This window comes from Bacillus coreaensis, assembly GCF_050586445.1.
Lineage (GTDB): Bacteria > Bacillota > Bacilli > Bacillales > Cytobacillaceae > Robertmurraya_A > Robertmurraya_A coreaensis.
In genome coordinates this window covers 143,688-160,155 of the sequence record NZ_JBOCCY010000002.1, presented here as the reverse complement: position 1 = coordinate 160,155, position 16,468 = coordinate 143,688, and the positions used below count along the sequence as shown (strand labels likewise).

Here is a 16,468-nt window from a genome sequence, read left to right as displayed (position 1 = left end):
TTGCATAAAGAAAGACAAAGGAGCAAACGATGAAAGTTATTGCAGCAACACTTAACGCAAAATTTATTCATACCAATATCGCCATACGCTATCTAAAAGCTTATGCTGAGCCTGAATTTCAAGTTGATCTTTCTGAATATACGATTAAGGATCCAACCATGAATATAGTATCTGACCTTATCCAAAAAAAGCCAGATGTGATTGGATTTAGCTGTTATATATGGAATATTGAAGAAACAATAAAAGTTATTAGTATGATCAAGAAAATCAATCCATTGATTCAAATTGTTGTAGGTGGTCCCGAAGTAACTTATGATGTGATGGAATGGATGGAAAAAGTACCTAAATTTGATTTTATCGTGATTGGCGAAGGCGAACAAACGTTTAAAAATCTTCTTCAGCAGCTAGACTCTGAGAAAGATTATCATCAAGTGGCTGGGATTTCCTATCGTACAGAAGCAGGAGAAATCAAACTAAATCCACAGCGTCATAAGCTCGATTTACGTGAACTTCCTTCTCCATACCGTTTTAAAGAGGATATTGAACACCTAGGAAAACGAGTGTCATATATTGAAACTAGCCGAGGATGTCCTTTCAGTTGCCAATTTTGCCTTTCTTCAATAGAAGTAGGTGTACGTTATTTTGATCGGGAAAAAATCAAAGAAGATATACGTTATTTGATGAAAAATGGTGCAAAAACGATTAAGTTTGTTGACCGTACCTTTAACATTAGCCGTAGTTATGCTCTAGAAATGTTCCGTTTTCTTATAGACGAACATTTACCCGGCACAGTTTTTCAATTCGAAATTACTGCTGATATCATGCGACCTGAAGTTATCGAATTTCTAAACCAAGAAGCACCTCCAGGCTTATTCCGCTTTGAAATTGGTGTTCAATCTACAAATGATTATACAAATGAGCTTGTGATGAGAAAACAAAACTTTGAGAAGCTTACTCGTACCGTAACGATGGTTAAAGAAGGCAAGAAGATTGATCAGCATCTTGACTTAATTGCGGGGCTCCCTGAAGAAGATTATGATACATTCAAAAAGACCTTTAATGATGTATTTGAAATGAGACCTGAGGAATTACAATTAGGATTCTTAAAAATGCTAAGAGGTACTGGCTTGCGTTTAAGAGCGGCAGATCATCAATATATTTATATGGACCAGTCACCTTATGAAATATTAGGTAATAATGTTTTATCCTTTGATGATATTATTAAAATTAAGCAAGTTGAAGACGTACTTGAGAAGTATTGGAATGATCATCGTATGGATCATACGATTGAATATTTAGTTACGAACTCCTTCTCTTCTCCCTTTGAATTTTTCCAACAATTTGGATCTTATTGGGAAGATAGAGGGTGGTCTAGAATAGGTCACCAGCTTGAAGATTTATTTAAGCGCTTGTTTGACTTTATCAAATCCATAAATCTTCCTGACCAAGATATCATCTTAAGCTTAATGAAAATAGATTATTTGGAAAATGCAAAATTTAAACCACGAAAATCCTGGTGGGAAGATCGGCTTGAGAAGGATGAGAGATCCGCGCTATACCACATGTTTCTTGAGGAGCCTCGCCTATTAGGAGATGATTTTGCTGCTTTAGGGATTAAAGAGAAGGAGCTTTACAAGCATTCCATTGTAGAAGACCTTTCTTTTGACTATCAAGAATATATGCAAACAGGAGTATTTTTACGAGGTAACACTAGTCTGTTAGCATACTTTGAACCAACTAAGCAACAATCACTATTATTCGGAACAAAAAAATGATAAGAGAAACTAAGGAGGGCTTTTTAGCACCTCCTTAGTTTTTCTTATTTTTCTTTTTCTTACTGCCTTGCTTTTTATCACTATTCATAAGTGGGACTTCATAATGTTTTGCTGCATTAATATCACCAAACTCACTTCCAAATTCAACATTTGGTGTTTGTTTTTTATTTTTCATTAGGATCTACCTTTTCTTCCTTGTTTTGAGTTTCGATTAAATCCCTTCATCGTGTTCTCTTCAGAAGTGAATTCTGCTGAGAATTCAGATTCATTTACATTTTTCTTAGGTGTTTTGCTATATTTTACGGCAGCATCTCGTTCTGCTTTTCTTTTAGCCATTTTTCATTCCTCCTTAATGGAATTACATATATGTTTCACTCTTCTTTCATGTTTCAGTCTTCCTTTTTTTGTCTTCATTTTCTACTAATAAAAAACCAATGAAAACAAAATATAAAAGTAAAAAGGAATGAATGCTATGAGTAAAAAGAGAAAAAAGTTGGAAGAAAATTATTCAATTGACGGGACATTACCACATCAAATAAATTCTCCTGACTTCAAGGGAACAGGCATAACCATTCAACCACCATTTATTAACTCTCAAGGGGTTATTATCGGAGATAGCCAATATGCTTCACCTAATTCGCCATTAGAACAATGGAGTGAGGATACGGATCCAGCCATTATGTCTGGAGAAGAATGGGTACATCCGACAAATGATATTGGTTGGAATACAAGTGAAAATAGAGACCTTGTAGAAAGTAAGAAAAAACCAAAGGGATACCCTTTTATGCACCCAACAAAAGATGTTAGCCACGGGAAAGATTAATACCATTTTTCCCTTAAATACGAAAACTTACCACTTATGTAATGAGGTCAATGCTTGCATACTACACATACAGAGATCATTTCTCTGTATTTACTAAAAAAGGAGCTGAGATTATGGCAAGAAATAGTAATAAGCTTTTGGTTCCAGGAGTGGAGCAATTTTTAGATCAAGTTAAATACGAAATCGCTCAAGAATTCGGCGTTACGTTAAGTGGAGATACAGTATCAAGAGGTAACGGGTCAGTTGGTGGAGAAATTACAAAGCGACTTGTAAAACAAGCACAGGCACAAATGTCAGGTCGTAATTTATAAAAAATTTCATATTAATGGCAAAAAAGCCTCCGCATTATTTGCGGGGCTTTTCTTCTTTATTACCGTGAACTTGTTTATTATTCTTTACTTCTTGTTTTTTTGCTGAGTTACTATTTTGTTGAGCTGTTTGATTTTCTACTTTTTTTTGTTGCCCAGGATTGTTATTTTTTGAGTTGGTATTCCCTGAATTTTGTTTATTTGATTCTTCTTCTTTTTTGGCATTTGGATTGGCATTTCCATTATGATTCCTTACAGGAGTATCTGTTGAATTATTATTTGGGTTTGTCACGCTAGGAGCTGGTGTTTCTATTGATGACTCTTCCTGTTTTATTTTATCTTCTTTCTTTTCCTTTGCTTTCTCTTTTGCTTGCTGAGCTTTGTATTTACCAACAGAAACACCTTGTTCTTTTGCCTCTTTTCTATCTTCAGCAGTTGCTTGAACATCGGCAATTTCCACTTCAGTTTCTTTCTTTAAGGAATCAATCACTTGATGAAGTTTTTCCTCTGTTTTGTTTACTTGAGTACCAGCCAAGGCCGTCCCAACAACGATTTCCTGCGTATCTGAATTTACTACCTGGTTTTCAATGCTAGTTAAGATTGCAGATGATACTGTATCAACTTGTTGGTTTTCCCAATCAATGTCAGCAATAACTTCTTTACCGCTCTCGTTATAAGCTATCACGTCTATTACTTCTAGATCTTTATTTACAGCAAGTTCGATGCTTGAGTCTCCATCAATCGACATGTACGCATACACTTCGTTATCCACTTTTGATGGAATAAAGGTAAATAAAAGTAGAAGAGATGCCGCGACAAGTATGCCTGCTGTTCTTTTATGAAAAACTTTGCTCCATCCATTGGAAGAGCTTTTTTTCTCTACCGGTACAAAGGAAATTTCTTGTCCTATTTGATAATTCCTACTTTGGTTACGTGCCTTTAAAAATTCACCTTCGGGGGTTAATAATGTTAAAAAACGATCATTAACTTCCATTATGATTCCTTGTTTCACGTTTCCAACACCCCTTTGACATAATCCTTTAAATATAAATAGTCATTCATTAAGATAATAGATATAGCAATAATATATTTTCGATTCCGTTCAATCGTCTTCCTGCTAACACTTACAGAATCTTCAATTTGTTTGATTGGGAGTCTCTTTTTTTCTACTAAAATTTGCTTGATTTCTTCATTAGAAACAATTTCTTTTGCGACAAGCATCGCATTTTTTCTTGCATCTGCATGCTTAGGAGAATTCTCTACTAAATCTTTAAAAGATAGATCAAACTCTGTTAGTAGCTTTGAAAAATGGATAATTTCTTGTCTTCTTAACTCTTCGTCTGTTTGCTTATGATATTCCTCAAGTGACATATTTGCTTCAAGACTAGACTGGGAAACCTCATCCTCATTTTCTTCAAAACCATTTGCATCCATTGAAAGATTTTGATGCTTAATTTGTTGCCGGATATAATCAATCACTCGTCTTTTTATGATAACTTCTGCAAAACTAAGCAGGGAGCTGCCTTTATCTGAACTATACTTTTGTATTGCTTCATTAAATGCAATTAAACCAATGCTAAATTCATCGTCTGTTTCACTTATATATCTTTTACAAACGGAAGATACCGTCTTGGCAATAAAGGGTTTATATTGATGGATAAGTTCATTTTGAAGTCCTTGATCTCCATTTTGAATGGCAAAAACAGTCTCTTCTAAGGTACGTTTTTTCTTTTTTGGTAAAAATAATAAACCTAACAACAGCTTCACCTCACTTATCACCATATATCATACGATACTTTGTTGGGATTTTTAAGGGTAAGCTTTTGGAAAAAAGAGAGCCATTTAAATAATGGCCTCTTTTTATGAAGAAATATTAGTTCTTGCCGTTTCCTTTTTGTTCACTCGCATTTGATTTTTGCTGATTATTCGACTTATTTCCTTGTTGCTTTTCAGCTTTTTTCTCCTGCTTTACCACTTGCTTCTCAGCTTTCTTTTGAGCTTGATCAATCTTTACTTGGTTTGTTACCTTTGAAGCTGGAGCAGGAGTCGTTACTAGCTCAGTATTTTCTTCAACAACTTCCTCAGTAGTTGGTTCGTCTACAACTGTTAAATCTGTTTCTTCAGTTGTTGTTTTATCTTCAGTTTCAACTGGAGTCACTTCTTCACTTTCTTCTTCAGAAGCTTTTTCTTCAAGTTTAGCCATTTTTTTAGCTAATTTCTCATAACTTTTTTCAATATTCTTTTTTAGAGAAGCTTTAGCTACTGGATTTTTCACTTTTTCCATAGCCGCTGTTAGAGCGATAATATTTTGAGAAATTTGCTTTTCAACTTCGTCCGTTTCTTCAACTACTACATCATTCTCAATTATTTCAATCGTTGCATCCACATCTTCTGTCGCTTCTGTAGGATCAACCTCATCTTCTGTTTCCTCAGTTGCATTTGTATTCTCACTAACTGTCTCTTCCGCAACAGATAGGTTTTCTAAAGCTTTCTCCATTACAGCCAAAGCCTCTTCCTCTTGACCTGCTGAGAATAACGCTTCTGCTTCTGCTAATCTTTCTGTTGCAAATTCAGCTAGTAATTTTGCTTGCTCTACATCATCAAAAGTTAAGATTAACTGAATTTTTTCTAACGCAGTTTTTGCAAAATAGAAGAAATCTCCTGGTAATAGCACTGGCTCTTCTTCTTCGTTTGTATTTTCATCAACGAGTGCGTCATCTAAAGAAATAACTTCCTCGTTTGTATTTGTTTCTTCAATTGTAACTGTTTGATCGACCACTTGAGATTCTGTATTCTCATTTTCATCTGCAAATGCTTTGGATGTTGTCAATGAAAGTGAACCTGCTAAAACAATGGCAAAGGTTCCTTTTATAATTTTGTTTATATCAAAGATTGTATGTTTGTTCATTTCATTCACCTCAGTTGTATTGTAAGAAGCGGCCGCTATCTTCTAGTCACTAAATACCTACGAGCAATAAGTGAATGCTTTGGGGGTGTAAAAGTAGAAACAACAAAAAAAAGTTCTAACAAAAAGTTAGAACTTCACTTTTGGTACCTTTGCTCTTAAAATTATGTATCTGATTATGAAACCTATAAGCAAACCAGGCACCAAAAAAATCATAGGAAGAAAGATTGGTCCAAATAAAACACCAAAAAGCTTTACTTTTTTTGATAACATCAATCCGACCGTAACAAAATATGCTCCGAAGGCAAAAGGAAGATAAGAATATTCCTCCGTTTCTGGCATTGCAGATCGATATGCATCCCACATAGCGAACATATAAAGACAAGGGTAAAACATCAGCCATTGATAATCAAGTACTGCAAATGCTTGATCAATCTCCCATAAGAAACTCAACATTATGGCCTCATTAAAATTACTCATTACATTAACAACAAACTCTAATAGTACAAAAAGTACCCCTTTTATGTAGCTTCCCCTAAGAAGCTGACTAAATCCAGGCAACGCAATACTCCACAATACAGCTTCTAACTTCCCTTGTTTTTTCATCCTAATCACCAGCTACTTTTCATTACTTATAGGTTGTACGAAATATAGAAGAATTATCACTTGAACTTGCAAGACTTTTCCTACATTTTTCGACATTAGGCAATATTTCCATTACTCTTCGTCCTTCCACTATCAAACAAGCTATAAACTACTGGGATAACAAATAACGTTAAGAAGGTCGAGCTGATTAATCCACCAATCACCGTAATTCCCATAGGCTGATTTATTTCTGTACCATCACCTATACCAAGCGCGAGCGGAATAAGTCCCAAAATGGTTGTCAGAGCGGTCATAAGAATTGGACGAAATCGTTCTTTTACAGATATGACAATTGCTTCTGTCGTTTCCATTCCATGATTTTTCTTTTGATTGATATAGTCTATTATTACAATTGCATTATTAACGACGATACCTGCTAGAACAATCACTCCGATGATAACGGTCAAACTAATTGGCGTTTTTGTAATGGACAAAGCCAGGGCAACTCCTATAACCATTAAAGGAACCGTAAACATGATTACAAGCGGATATTTCAAGGACTCAAATTGCGCTGCCATAACGAGATATACAAACGTAATTGCCAAGACTAACGCTAATATCAATTGATCTAACGCACTATCAAGTAATTCACGATCCCCACTAAAAACAACTTCTGATTCATCTGCTAGTTTCAGGTTTGCTATCTCTCGATCCACTTTTCTTGAAATAAAACCGAGATTTGTCGTATCTTTATACTTTACTGTGAATTGAACAGCAGCCTGTTGGTTAATTCTTTCTATTTTAACAGGCCCATTTCCACGGTTAATATTGGTAACATCTCCTAACTCAATATAGTTTCCAGCAGGGTTTTTAATTAGCAGTCCTTTTATGCTTTTCATACTTTGGCTTACGCTTTTATCATATTCAACAATTATTCGATAGATTTCTGAGTCGTCATCTACTATCTGAGTAGCAACACTCCCTCGAGTCACGTTATTTACAATCATCGCAACAGCAGCTGGTGTTAAGCCTTGCTTTAATGCTTCCTTTCGATTCACAGTGATCTGAATTTCTTCCAATTGTTCCATTAAGTCTGTTGTAACCTCATTTACTTCATTCAGTTTGTTCAACCTTGTATAGATTTTACCAACCGATTCTTCTAGCCTCTCCTCTTTCGTATCCAGGACGCTAAATGTAAGGGTATTGGGGTTCGACCCAGCCGTTGACTGCATATTAAATGATAGTTCAGCGCTTTTATTAGTGGACTTTGCTGCCTCTTCGATTGATTCCTTTATATCATCCGCAAATTGAAAGATGGAGCGCGAACGTTCTTTAAGCGGTTTCATTTTTACGTACATCTCTGCTTCATTCGCGTTTCTTGATCCTCTGAAGGATCCCTCCTGTGTTGTTCCAATTAGACTTACATATGTCTCAACATCCAATTCCTTTTTAAGCTCTTTTTCAATGGAAGTTAGTACTTTTTCTGTTTCTGACAACGCCATTCCATTTCCTAACTTGACACGTATGGTAAAAAATCCCTCATCAGTCTTCGGCAAAAACTGCATACCAACAGTTGTTAAACTATACCCTCCTCCAACTAATAGCAAAGTCGAAATGATTAAAACAAATATTCGATTGTTTAAACACCATCTTACTCCCCTTTCAAGCCGAAGAAGAACATAGGAACTTTGTCTTTCCTTCTCAGCATTATGTATAGAAACCTTTAGTAACCTACTTGCTAGCATAGGAACTACAGTTAACGATACTAACAACGAGGCTATTAAGCTAAACGAAATGGTCACAGCAAATTCTTTAAAAAGCTCTCCAATAATTCCTGTAATAAAAACAACTGGTAGAAAGACAGCAACTGTTGTAAGAGTCGAAGCAGTGATGGCTCCACCTACCTCTTGTGAGCCAACACGAGCCGCTTCCTTTGCGTTCTTGCCCATTGCCAAGTGACGATTAATATTTTCAATGACCACGATGGAGTTATCTACCAACATTCCAATCCCTAATGCTAGTCCTCCAAGAGTCATAATATTAAGCGTATAATCTGAAAAAGACATTAATACAAAGGTGAAAATAACCGAATACGGAATTGAAACGCCAATAATCAGTGGACTTTTTACATTTTTTAAAAAGAAAAAAAGAACTACCATTGCAAATAGGCCACCTAGGAGTAAGGAAGTTGTTATGTTTCCAATGGCTTGTTTTATGTATTCCCCTTGATCAAATATAATATCTGACTGAATATCTTGATATTTTTCCTTATTCAACAGGTTCTTTAATTCTTGAACAAATGCTTTAGATACTTCTGCGGTATTCGCATCAGATTGCTGAAGAACACTAAGAAGCACAGAAGGATTTTCATTAGTGCGGGTAATGGTACGATCATCCCGGTTTTCTAGTTTTACATTACTTACATCACGTAACTGTATCTCATCACCCGTTAAAGGATTCATTGAGACTGTTAAATTTTTTAATGTATCTATGGAATCAAGGGTGGATATAATTCTTGTTGTTAATTGCTTACCTTCAGTTAAAATAGGGTTACCCGGCATCGAAATATTATTGGCCTGAATCAAATCGACTATATCGCTTTGACTTAATGAGTATGCCTTTAATTTTTCCTGATCAAGTTCAACCTTTACTTCCTTTTCAGAGGTTCCAGATAAATTTACGCTCGCAACTCCATCCACTTTTGTTAACTCCAGTTCTAATTCCTGGGCTAACTGTCTCAACATCTCCTCATCTTCATCCGCACTTAACGATAGTTGAATTACAGGAAACTGCGAAGGGTCAAATTTTAAGAACCTAGGCTTTTCTGCATCGTCTGGAAGTGTTGTTAAATCCATGCGTAGAATAATTTCATCCTGGATTTCATCAATATGTGTCGTCCAAGCAAATTGAAGAAGGATAAAGTTTGCGCCTTCCTGTGAGGTTGAAGTGAGCGTTTTTATACCGGGCAGAGTGGCTAAGTTACTCTCCAATGGTTTTGTTATTTTTTCTACAATCTCCTCAGGACTTGCACCTGGATAATTCGTTACAACCACACCTACAGGAGGTTTTATCTCTGGTATTAGCTTTAATGGGATATTCACTAACGAAACAATTCCAAGAATCAGCACTAAGAACATCGTGACAATTGTAAAGACTGGTCTATTTATAGCATATTCGCTAATCTTCATTCCACGCTAACTCCTCTCAAATCCCTCACAGATTCAGCCATCTTAAGGCTTCATGCCCCATATTATAAAGAAGCACATTATCGTATGCAAATAAGCACTGTATAAAATATGCTATAAAAAAGAAGCCCTCAAAACACGAGGACTTCTAAGTACTTATTGGTAATCATCCATAGGGTTATATAGTGTAATATCTGGATTTTTTTCTTGAAACCAGCGAAGTGCAAAATCGTTTTCGAAAAGAAATACTTTCTTATCGTAACGGTCCTTAACTAAAAGGCTTCGACTGCTAGAAAGATTCTCATTAATTTCTTCATTTTCAACCCAACGGACGATTTTCGAACCTAATCTTTCCATTAATACTTCTGCATTGTACTCGTTTCTCATCCGATGCTCGAACACCTCAAATTGTAGTTGACCAACTGCCCCTAACAAATAATCATCTGTTCGAACAGTACGGAAGAGCTGAATGGCACCTTCTTGGACAAGTTGCTGAATTCCTTTATGAAAAGACTTTTGCTTCATTACGTTTTTAGCTGAAACTCGAACAAAGAGTTCAGGAGTAAACTGAGGAAGCTTTTCATATTGAAAGTTGTTTTTTCCAACTGTCAAAGTATCTCCAATTTGATACGTACCTGGATCGTACAAACCAATAATATCTCCACTAACCGCTTCATCAACCGTGTTTCTGTCATCAGCCATAAACTGTGTTGATTGAGAAAGCTTCATTGACTTTCCTAAGCGTGGGATATTGACTGTCATCCCTCTTTCGAATTTCCCTGAACATACACGTAAAAAGGCAATTCTATCCCTATGAGCAGGATTCATATTGGCTTGAATCTTAAAAACAAAACCTGAGAATTCCTCTGATAACGGATCAATTTTTCCTTCTGTAGACTCCCGTGCTTGAGGTGCAGGTGCAAATTGAAGATATGTTTCTAGAAAAGTTTGAACACCAAAGTTCGCTAGGGCGCTACCAAAGAATACAGGTGTTAGTTCCCCATTTGCTATTCTTTCACGAGAAAATTCATTTCCCGCTTCATTTAATAGCATGATTTCCTCCAACGTTTGGTCATACAAGGAGTATTGCTTTAGTTTATGATCTCCTTCTATTTCTCCATCTTCATTTAACCCAACAAATCGTTCTTCCTCTTCCACACGGAATTGTTCAATTCGCTTGTAGAAACGGTCATATATACCGAGAAATTCTTTCCCCATTCCGATCGGCCAGTTCATCGGATATGATTCTATTCCCATAACCTCTTCAAGCTCAGCTAAAAGTTCTAATGGAGATTTCCCCTGACGATCAAGCTTATTGATAAAGGTAAAAATCGGAATACCTCTCATTCGACACACTTTAAATAGCTTTAAGGTCTGCTCCTCTATCCCTTTTGCTGAATCGATAATCATGACCGCACTATCAACAGCTGTAAGAGTTCGATACGTATCTTCACTGAAGTCTTGGTGACCTGGTGTATCAAGAATATTCACTCGACAGTCATTATAGTCAAATTGCATCACACTCGACGTAACGGAAATACCACGTTGTTTTTCAATTTCCATCCAATCGCTCGTTGCAAACTTACCCGTTTTCTTTCCTTTAACTGTTCCCGCATCACGAATGGCTCCACCAAATAACAATAACTTTTCTGTTAATGTCGTTTTCCCAGCATCCGGGTGGGAAATGATCGCAAATGTGCGACGTGATTGTACATCATCTTTAAAATTTTTTGCCATTATAGAATTTCCTTTCTTTCCTTACACAAATTCATCCATAACTTCAATCTTATCGTGACTGTATGAAGTTTGCAATCTGTTCTTTACAAAAGCAATCACAAACATATCATTATATTGATTTATTCATGAAAGTTCTTCCTTTTCAAGAAAATAATTTCTGCTATAATGAGATAGAAATCAAACTAAATAGGTAAGAATTGTAGGGGGACCGGTGAAGACCGGTTGAGAGTGCATCCAACTGATGCTGACCCTTTGAACCTGATCTGGATGATACCAGCGTAGGAAACATATTCTTTAGACAATAAATTTGTTTAAACATATGCGCCCGGTTCAAAAACTGCGGCGTTTTTTTGCGTCGAAAGGTTCAGTTCATATCCTACTTATACCATTGGAGGAGAAAGTAATGAAAAAATGGATAGTTGCATTTGCAGCTTCTGTATTACTCGCAGGATGTTCAGAAACAAATGAACAACAAACAGAAAAGGAGGAATCAAGCGCTGACTTAAAAAAAGTAACAGTCGTTCTTGATTGGACTCCAAATACAAATCACACAGGGCTATATGTCGCAAAAGAAAAAGGCTTTTTTGAAGACGAAGGTCTTGATGTGACCATTCAGATGCCTGGAGAAGCTGGTGCTGATCAACTTGTTGCTTCAGAAAAAGCAGACTTTGGTGTAGGTTATCAAGAGGGTATTACACAAGCAAGAGTTCAAGGGGTACCTCTTGTTTCTATAGCTGCAGTCATTCAACACAATACATCTGGGTTCGCATCACCGGCATCTAAAAATATTCAATCTCCTAAAGATTTTGAAGGAAAAACATACGGTGGCTGGGGCTCACCTGTAGAACAATCCATCATCGACTCCCTTATGAAGCAAGAACAAGCAGATGTAGAAAAGGTGAATATTGTAAACATAGGCGATGCGGATTTCTTTACTGCTGTTGAACGTGATATTGACTTTGCATGGATATACTACGGTTGGACAGGCGTGGAAGCAGAATTACGAGGAGAAGACATCAATATGGTCTACTTAACCGATTACTCCGAAAAGCTAGACTACTATACACCTGTGCTAACAACTAGTGAAAACATGATTAACAATGATCCAGAAACAGTAAAAGCTTTTGTGAAAGCCGCTTCAAAAGGCTATGAATTCGCTATCGACAACCCTTCCGATGCGGCGGACGTCCTAATCAAAGCTGCTCCAGAGCTTGACGCAGAGCTTGTAAAGAAAAGTCAGGAATGGCTTGCTACCAAATATCAAGACGATGCAGACCAATGGGGAGAGCAACGTTTAGAAGTATGGGAAAACTATGCTTCTTGGATGCTTGAGAATGGGTTGTTAGAATCAGAGTTAGAAGCAGAAAAAGCCTTTACTAATGAATTTTTACCACAATAGGAGTTGATCATATGACAAACGCACTTGTTAGTATACAAATTATCCCTAAGACAAAAAACGGTGAAAATGTGATTCCTTACGTAGATGAAGCAATAGCCATTATTGACGCGTCAGGAGTAAAGTATGAGGTTCATCCTTTAGAAACAACTATGGAGGGTGATCTTCAGGAACTTTTTGCTGTCATTACGAAAATGAATGAGAAGATGATTGAAATGGGAAGTAGCAATGTTATTTCACAGGTGAAGATTCTATATCAACCAGGTGGAATTAAAATGGATACACTTACGGAGAAATATCGTTCATGATACAAAAATTACAAAAAGGATGGAGACCAATTTTTGTTCTCCTCCTTTTATTCATTGGCTGGGAATTCACAGCAAGAATTACTGAGATTCCAAATTGGCTTCTCCCAACTCCTTCACAAATTTTTAACGAACTCATAAATGGTTGGGGCACTGTCTCTGTACATCTTACATCCACCATTCAGCTTATTTTTCTTGGCTTTGTTTCTGGAGTTACCGTAGGTCTGTTAACTGCTTTTATTTTACATAATATCCCTTTTTTAAAAGAATCTTTATATCCGCTTCTTATTTTATCGCAAAATATACCCATTATCGTACTTGCTCCACTTCTTGTGATATGGTTTGGCTTCGGTTTATTACCCAAATTAATTGTTATCACTCTGGTTTGTTTCTTTCCAATTACCATTTCAGCCATGGATGGATTTCGCCAAGTTGCTGCAGATCTCTTCCATTATATGCAAATGGCAGGAGCAACAAAACGACAATTATTTTGGAAACTTGAATTTCCATTTGCCCTCCCTTCGATCTTTTCAGGGCTGAAAATTTCAGCAACTTACAGTGTCATGGGAGCCGTTATATCTGAATGGTTAGGATCTGAAAAGGGTATTGGAGTCTATATGACACTATCATCCTCATCGTTTCGAACCGATCGAGTGTTTGTTGCGATATTTCTCATTATGGTATTAAGTTTGTTATTTTTTATGATGATCAATTGGTTGGAGAGATTTATTATTCGTTGGAAAGCTGAGGGGAAAAATCGTGGAGCTTCTTGAATTACAAAATGTGTCTTTTTCTTATCGAAATAAAAAAATCTTAGATGATCTCACCCTCTTTATTAAGCACGGGGAGTTCGTAACGATTCTTGGTCCCTCTGGCAGTGGGAAAAGTACAATTTTCCAATTAATCGGTGGTCTGCAGACTCCACAATCAGGGTCCATTATACTCGAAGGAAATGACATTACAGGTAACAGAGGACATATTAGTTATATGCCCCAAACCCCTTCCTTACTACCATGGCGCACAATCATTCAAAATGTCGTACTTGGCCAAGAGCTGCAAGCTAAAAAGGATTACGAATTGGCAGAAGATATGCTGCGAAAAGCGGGGCTAATAGAATATAGAAATGCTTTTCCTCACGAACTTTCAGGAGGTATGAAGCAACGGGTTGCATTTTTACGGGCACTACTTAGTCCCCAGCCCATCATCTGTTTAGATGAGCCATTTTCAGCTTTAGACGAATTAACTCGTCAGGAAATGCAGTTATGGCTGCTTTCGATTTGGGAACAGTTCAAAAAAACAATTATTTTTGTTACCCATAATATAGAGGAGGCACTCTTTCTTTCCGACCGAATACTCGTATTATCCGATAAACCTGCAAAAATCAAACAAGAGGTTGTTGTTCCCTTCTCGCGACCAAGAAACGAGGAAATAATGTTCTACGGAGAATTTCTTCATTACAAAAAAATGATTCATGATTTTTTAAAAGAAAAGGTTGATCAGATATGAGAAAAATAATAGACTGCCACTTGCATCTAGATAAGTATGTAGATGCAGAGGTTCAGATGATGATGGAGACACTTGACGAAGTTGAAATGCTCATAAGCGTTTCCTATGACTTAGAATCCTGCAAAAGAAACTCGTATTTTTCAAGGATATACCCTCAAGTCAAATCAGCGTTTGGATACCATCCTGAGCAAGCTATAGGTTCAGATGAAGAAATGGCAGACCTTTTTCAATGGGTGTACTCACATTTTGATGAGATGATAGCGGTTGGAGAGGTTGGCCTCCCCTTTTACTTACGGACTTCTACTTCCTTTAATTCCTCTCTGGAACCATATCTAGAATTACTCGAAGAGTGGGTAAAGCTGGCTAACAAGAAAAACTTGCCTATCTCGCTTCATGCAGTTTATGATGACGTGCCAACCGTTTGCGCTATGTTAGAAAGGCATAGTATCGAAAATGCTCATTTCCACTGGTTTAAAGGAGCTGATAAAGATATGGATCGAATCATTCAGAACGGATACTTCATCTCGCTTACTCCTGACCTTTTTTACGAAGAAGAAATTCAACATATCGCAAAGCGCTTTCCCCTTTCACAGATCATGGTAGAAACAGACGGTCCTTGGCCCTTTGAAGGACCGTTTAGCGGCAGAATGACACATCCTAACATGATTCATCAAACAATAAGACAACTTTCTGAATTGAAAGCTATCTCACTGGAAAAGACATATGAAACACTGTATGTAAATACAAAACACTTCTTTCGTTTATAAAGGAATGAAGGTGAGGAACCCCACCTTCATTCTTTTTTGTTACCACTTAAAGCAAGCAGCACCAACGATGATTAATAGTATGAAAAGTACAACGATTAGCGCGAAGCCACCACCGTACCCAACTCCACCAACTGCTGGATAACCGCAACCGCTGTAAGGATAGCCGTATCCGTACATATCTATTCCTCCTTTACTATTTTCCAATTAAATTAGTAACCGTATCCGCCGAAGCCCCAAGAAGCACCGATGATAATTAAAAGGATAAATAAAACTACTAACAGAGCGAAACCTCCGCCGTATCCACCAAATTGTTCTGACATTTAAATTACCTCCTTAGTTGTAAGTCAATATATCCTATGTAAGAAACCCAAAATGTGCGAATAGTCAAACGCCCTTTTTTAGGTAAAAAGCGGAGGCGGCTTGTACAGGGGCGAAAGGCATAAGACGCACTCCGCAGGAAATCCTGATTTCTGGAGGAGGGCGGCTTATGACCCGAGCCCCTAGCCGCTGGAGCTGGATTGTAAAAAGCGGAGGCGGCTTGTACAGGGGCGACAGGGATTTCAAACTAGTTCAGGCTTTACCCAAAACAAGAGCCTCCCTAATTGGGGAGGCTCTTGTTTCTACATGATCGGTCTCATTTCATAATTATTAATAATAGATTCTTTCATTTCAGCAAAATTATATTCGTATTGAATCTGATTTGGCAAGGGAAGTTCAATCCAACGATAAAGACCAAATTGAGTAATTTGTTCTTTATAAATTGGTCGACAATTTTCTAATACACTTACATTGAAGGATTCAAAACCATCCAATTCAATTACTTCTTTAAGTAATTGCCTTTTCATTTCGAGACTCGTTACTTCTTTTTCCTTCTTGGAAGGAAGATGAATAACAATTTTTTCATCTTTTATTTGCTCCAAAATCATTAATTTTGATCTAGAAAGCTTCTTTAGCATTCTATTAATTTTCCAAAGAGAGACACCATCAATCGTTTTAAAAATTAACGCCATATTTTTTTTCATCTTTTCCATTTCCTTTATTTCCTCATTTTCGTATGTATGCATAACATATCACAATTTGTCGATTTTAAAAATTGGACAATTGACCTAGCAAGTACTTGTCGTTTTGTTTTTCTTATTCAAGATCAGGACGTTTGTTGTATGTTTCTATCATACA

Annotated in this window: 19 protein-coding genes and 1 riboswitch; of the genes, 8 read left to right on the top strand and 11 right to left on the bottom strand. The window is 36.8% G+C overall.

Translation table 11 applies throughout. The features are described from left to right. Positions 1–29: 29 nt before the first annotated feature. Positions 30–1,775: a B12-binding domain-containing radical SAM protein gene (locus ACQ5H4_RS03980; RefSeq protein WP_430773711.1), complete on the top strand. Its 1,746-nt coding sequence runs from the start codon at positions 30–32 to the stop codon at positions 1,773–1,775. A 34-nt stretch (positions 1,776–1,809) separates the two neighbouring features. On the opposite strand, the gene ACQ5H4_RS03975 is transcribed toward ACQ5H4_RS03980, so the two are convergent. Next, positions 1,810–1,950, bottom strand: coding sequence for a hypothetical protein (locus ACQ5H4_RS03975; protein ID WP_430773710.1), 141 nt, complete (start codon positions 1,948–1,950; stop codon positions 1,810–1,812). Further along, complete coding sequence (locus ACQ5H4_RS03970; protein WP_430773709.1) at positions 1,950–2,111, bottom strand: hypothetical protein; 162 nt, start codon at positions 2,109–2,111, stop codon at positions 1,950–1,952. Before ACQ5H4_RS03970 ends, ACQ5H4_RS03975 begins: the two co-directional genes overlap by 1 nt. A 136-nt stretch (positions 2,112–2,247) precedes the next feature. Between ACQ5H4_RS03970 and ACQ5H4_RS03965 the strand changes: the two genes are divergently transcribed. Both ACQ5H4_RS03965 and ACQ5H4_RS03960 read left to right on the top strand, forming a co-directional pair. Continuing rightward, a complete protein-coding gene (locus ACQ5H4_RS03965) occupies positions 2,248–2,598 on the top strand; it encodes a DUF3905 domain-containing protein (RefSeq protein ID WP_430773708.1) in 351 nt (116 codons plus the stop codon). A 113-nt stretch (positions 2,599–2,711) separates the two neighbouring features. Further along, positions 2,712–2,909, top strand: coding sequence for an alpha/beta-type small acid-soluble spore protein (locus ACQ5H4_RS03960; protein ID WP_430773707.1), 198 nt, complete (start codon positions 2,712–2,714; stop codon positions 2,907–2,909). A 34-nt stretch (positions 2,910–2,943) separates the two neighbouring features. Here the strand turns inward: ACQ5H4_RS03960 and ACQ5H4_RS03955 are convergent, their stop codons facing one another. The 6 genes from ACQ5H4_RS03955 to ACQ5H4_RS03930 form a co-directional block, all read right to left on the bottom strand. Continuing rightward, the gene (locus ACQ5H4_RS03955) at positions 2,944–3,918 is read right to left on the bottom strand and encodes an anti-sigma factor domain-containing protein (RefSeq protein WP_430773706.1); all 975 of its coding nucleotides are present in this window, start codon (positions 3,916–3,918) and stop codon (positions 2,944–2,946) included. Beyond that, positions 3,915–4,664: an RNA polymerase sigma factor SigI gene (sigI, locus tag ACQ5H4_RS03950; protein ID WP_430774050.1), complete on the bottom strand. Its 750-nt coding sequence runs from the start codon at positions 4,662–4,664 to the stop codon at positions 3,915–3,917. The genes ACQ5H4_RS03955 and sigI overlap by 4 nt, the downstream gene beginning before the upstream one ends. Before the next feature lie 115 nt (positions 4,665–4,779). After that, the gene (locus tag ACQ5H4_RS03945) at positions 4,780–5,814 is read right to left on the bottom strand and encodes a DUF5667 domain-containing protein (RefSeq protein WP_430773705.1); all 1,035 of its coding nucleotides are present in this window, start codon (positions 5,812–5,814) and stop codon (positions 4,780–4,782) included. Positions 5,815–5,940: 126 nt separating this feature from the next. Continuing rightward, the gene (locus ACQ5H4_RS03940) at positions 5,941–6,417 is read right to left on the bottom strand and encodes a hypothetical protein (RefSeq protein ID WP_430773704.1); all 477 of its coding nucleotides are present in this window, start codon (positions 6,415–6,417) and stop codon (positions 5,941–5,943) included. Between the two features lie 95 nt (positions 6,418–6,512). After that, positions 6,513–9,584, bottom strand: coding sequence for an efflux RND transporter permease subunit (locus ACQ5H4_RS03935; protein WP_430773703.1), 3,072 nt, complete (start codon positions 9,582–9,584; stop codon positions 6,513–6,515). A gap of 153 nt (positions 9,585–9,737) precedes the next feature. Then, positions 9,738–11,318, bottom strand: a complete 1,581-nt coding sequence (locus ACQ5H4_RS03930) for a peptide chain release factor 3 (protein WP_430773702.1) — start codon at positions 11,316–11,318, stop codon at positions 9,738–9,740. A 191-nt stretch (positions 11,319–11,509) separates the two neighbouring features. Further along, positions 11,510–11,620: riboswitch (TPP riboswitch) on the top strand. Between the two features lie 101 nt (positions 11,621–11,721). On the opposite strand from ACQ5H4_RS03930, the gene ACQ5H4_RS03925 reads away from it, so the two are divergent. Genes ACQ5H4_RS03925 through ACQ5H4_RS03905 form a run of 5 tightly spaced genes read left to right on the top strand, consistent with a single transcriptional unit; the run spans position 11,722 to position 15,292 of the window. After that, complete coding sequence (locus ACQ5H4_RS03925; RefSeq protein ID WP_430773701.1) at positions 11,722–12,717, top strand: ABC transporter substrate-binding protein; 996 nt, start codon at positions 11,722–11,724, stop codon at positions 12,715–12,717. Between the two features lie 11 nt (positions 12,718–12,728). Beyond that, positions 12,729–13,022 (top strand): thiamine-binding protein, encoded by a 294-nt coding sequence (locus ACQ5H4_RS03920; RefSeq protein WP_430773700.1) that lies wholly within the window; start codon positions 12,729–12,731, stop codon positions 13,020–13,022. Beyond that, positions 13,019–13,792: an ABC transporter permease gene (locus ACQ5H4_RS03915; RefSeq protein ID WP_430773699.1), complete on the top strand. Its 774-nt coding sequence runs from the start codon at positions 13,019–13,021 to the stop codon at positions 13,790–13,792. Before ACQ5H4_RS03920 ends, ACQ5H4_RS03915 begins: the two co-directional genes overlap by 4 nt. Continuing rightward, positions 13,779–14,525, top strand: coding sequence for an ABC transporter ATP-binding protein (locus ACQ5H4_RS03910; RefSeq protein WP_430773697.1), 747 nt, complete (start codon positions 13,779–13,781; stop codon positions 14,523–14,525). Before ACQ5H4_RS03915 ends, ACQ5H4_RS03910 begins: the two co-directional genes overlap by 14 nt. Further along, positions 14,522–15,292 (top strand): TatD family hydrolase, encoded by a 771-nt coding sequence (locus ACQ5H4_RS03905; protein WP_430773696.1) that lies wholly within the window; start codon positions 14,522–14,524, stop codon positions 15,290–15,292. Before ACQ5H4_RS03910 ends, ACQ5H4_RS03905 begins: the two co-directional genes overlap by 4 nt. 39 nt (positions 15,293–15,331) lie before the next feature. On the opposite strand, the gene ACQ5H4_RS03900 is transcribed toward ACQ5H4_RS03905, so the two are convergent. The 3 genes from ACQ5H4_RS03900 to ACQ5H4_RS03890 all read right to left on the bottom strand — a co-directional run bounded on the left by ACQ5H4_RS03900 (position 15,332) and on the right by ACQ5H4_RS03890 (position 16,323). Beyond that, positions 15,332–15,469 (bottom strand): YjcZ family sporulation protein, encoded by a 138-nt coding sequence (locus ACQ5H4_RS03900; RefSeq protein ID WP_251523951.1) that lies wholly within the window; start codon positions 15,467–15,469, stop codon positions 15,332–15,334. A 32-nt stretch (positions 15,470–15,501) separates the two neighbouring features. Next, positions 15,502–15,612 (bottom strand): YjcZ family sporulation protein, encoded by a 111-nt coding sequence (locus ACQ5H4_RS03895; RefSeq protein WP_084362151.1) that lies wholly within the window; start codon positions 15,610–15,612, stop codon positions 15,502–15,504. A 300-nt stretch (positions 15,613–15,912) separates the two neighbouring features. Next, positions 15,913–16,323, bottom strand: a complete 411-nt coding sequence (locus ACQ5H4_RS03890; RefSeq protein WP_430773694.1) for a hypothetical protein — start codon at positions 16,321–16,323, stop codon at positions 15,913–15,915. Between the last annotated feature and the right edge of the window lie 145 nt (positions 16,324–16,468).

Coding starts and splice junctions, on each gene's coding strand:
- ACQ5H4_RS03935 (WP_430773703.1), bottom strand. CDS start 9,584: ATGAAGATTAGCGAATATGCTATAAATAGACCAGTCTTTACAATTGTC.
- ACQ5H4_RS03975 (WP_430773710.1), bottom strand. CDS start 1,950: ATGAAAAATAAAAAACAAACACCAAATGTTGAATTTGGAAGTGAGTTT.
- ACQ5H4_RS03890 (WP_430773694.1), bottom strand. CDS start 16,323: ATGGAAAAGATGAAAAAAAATATGGCGTTAATTTTTAAAACGATTGAT.
- ACQ5H4_RS03915 (WP_430773699.1), top strand. CDS start 13,019: ATGATACAAAAATTACAAAAAGGATGGAGACCAATTTTTGTTCTCCTC.
- ACQ5H4_RS03945 (WP_430773705.1), bottom strand. CDS start 5,814: ATGAACAAACATACAATCTTTGATATAAACAAAATTATAAAAGGAACC.
- ACQ5H4_RS03895 (WP_084362151.1), bottom strand. CDS start 15,612: ATGTCAGAACAATTTGGTGGATACGGCGGAGGTTTCGCTCTGTTAGTA.
- ACQ5H4_RS03940 (WP_430773704.1), bottom strand. CDS start 6,417: ATGAAAAAACAAGGGAAGTTAGAAGCTGTATTGTGGAGTATTGCGTTG.
- ACQ5H4_RS03925 (WP_430773701.1), top strand. CDS start 11,722: ATGAAAAAATGGATAGTTGCATTTGCAGCTTCTGTATTACTCGCAGGA.
- ACQ5H4_RS03980 (WP_430773711.1), top strand. CDS start 30: ATGAAAGTTATTGCAGCAACACTTAACGCAAAATTTATTCATACCAAT.
- ACQ5H4_RS03960 (WP_430773707.1), top strand. CDS start 2,712: ATGGCAAGAAATAGTAATAAGCTTTTGGTTCCAGGAGTGGAGCAATTT.
- ACQ5H4_RS03905 (WP_430773696.1), top strand. CDS start 14,522: ATGAGAAAAATAATAGACTGCCACTTGCATCTAGATAAGTATGTAGAT.
- ACQ5H4_RS03930 (WP_430773702.1), bottom strand. CDS start 11,318: ATGGCAAAAAATTTTAAAGATGATGTACAATCACGTCGCACATTTGCG.
- ACQ5H4_RS03965 (WP_430773708.1), top strand. CDS start 2,248: ATGAGTAAAAAGAGAAAAAAGTTGGAAGAAAATTATTCAATTGACGGG.
- ACQ5H4_RS03900 (WP_251523951.1), bottom strand. CDS start 15,469: ATGTACGGATACGGCTATCCTTACAGCGGTTGCGGTTATCCAGCAGTT.
- ACQ5H4_RS03970 (WP_430773709.1), bottom strand. CDS start 2,111: ATGGCTAAAAGAAAAGCAGAACGAGATGCTGCCGTAAAATATAGCAAA.
- ACQ5H4_RS03920 (WP_430773700.1), top strand. CDS start 12,729: ATGACAAACGCACTTGTTAGTATACAAATTATCCCTAAGACAAAAAAC.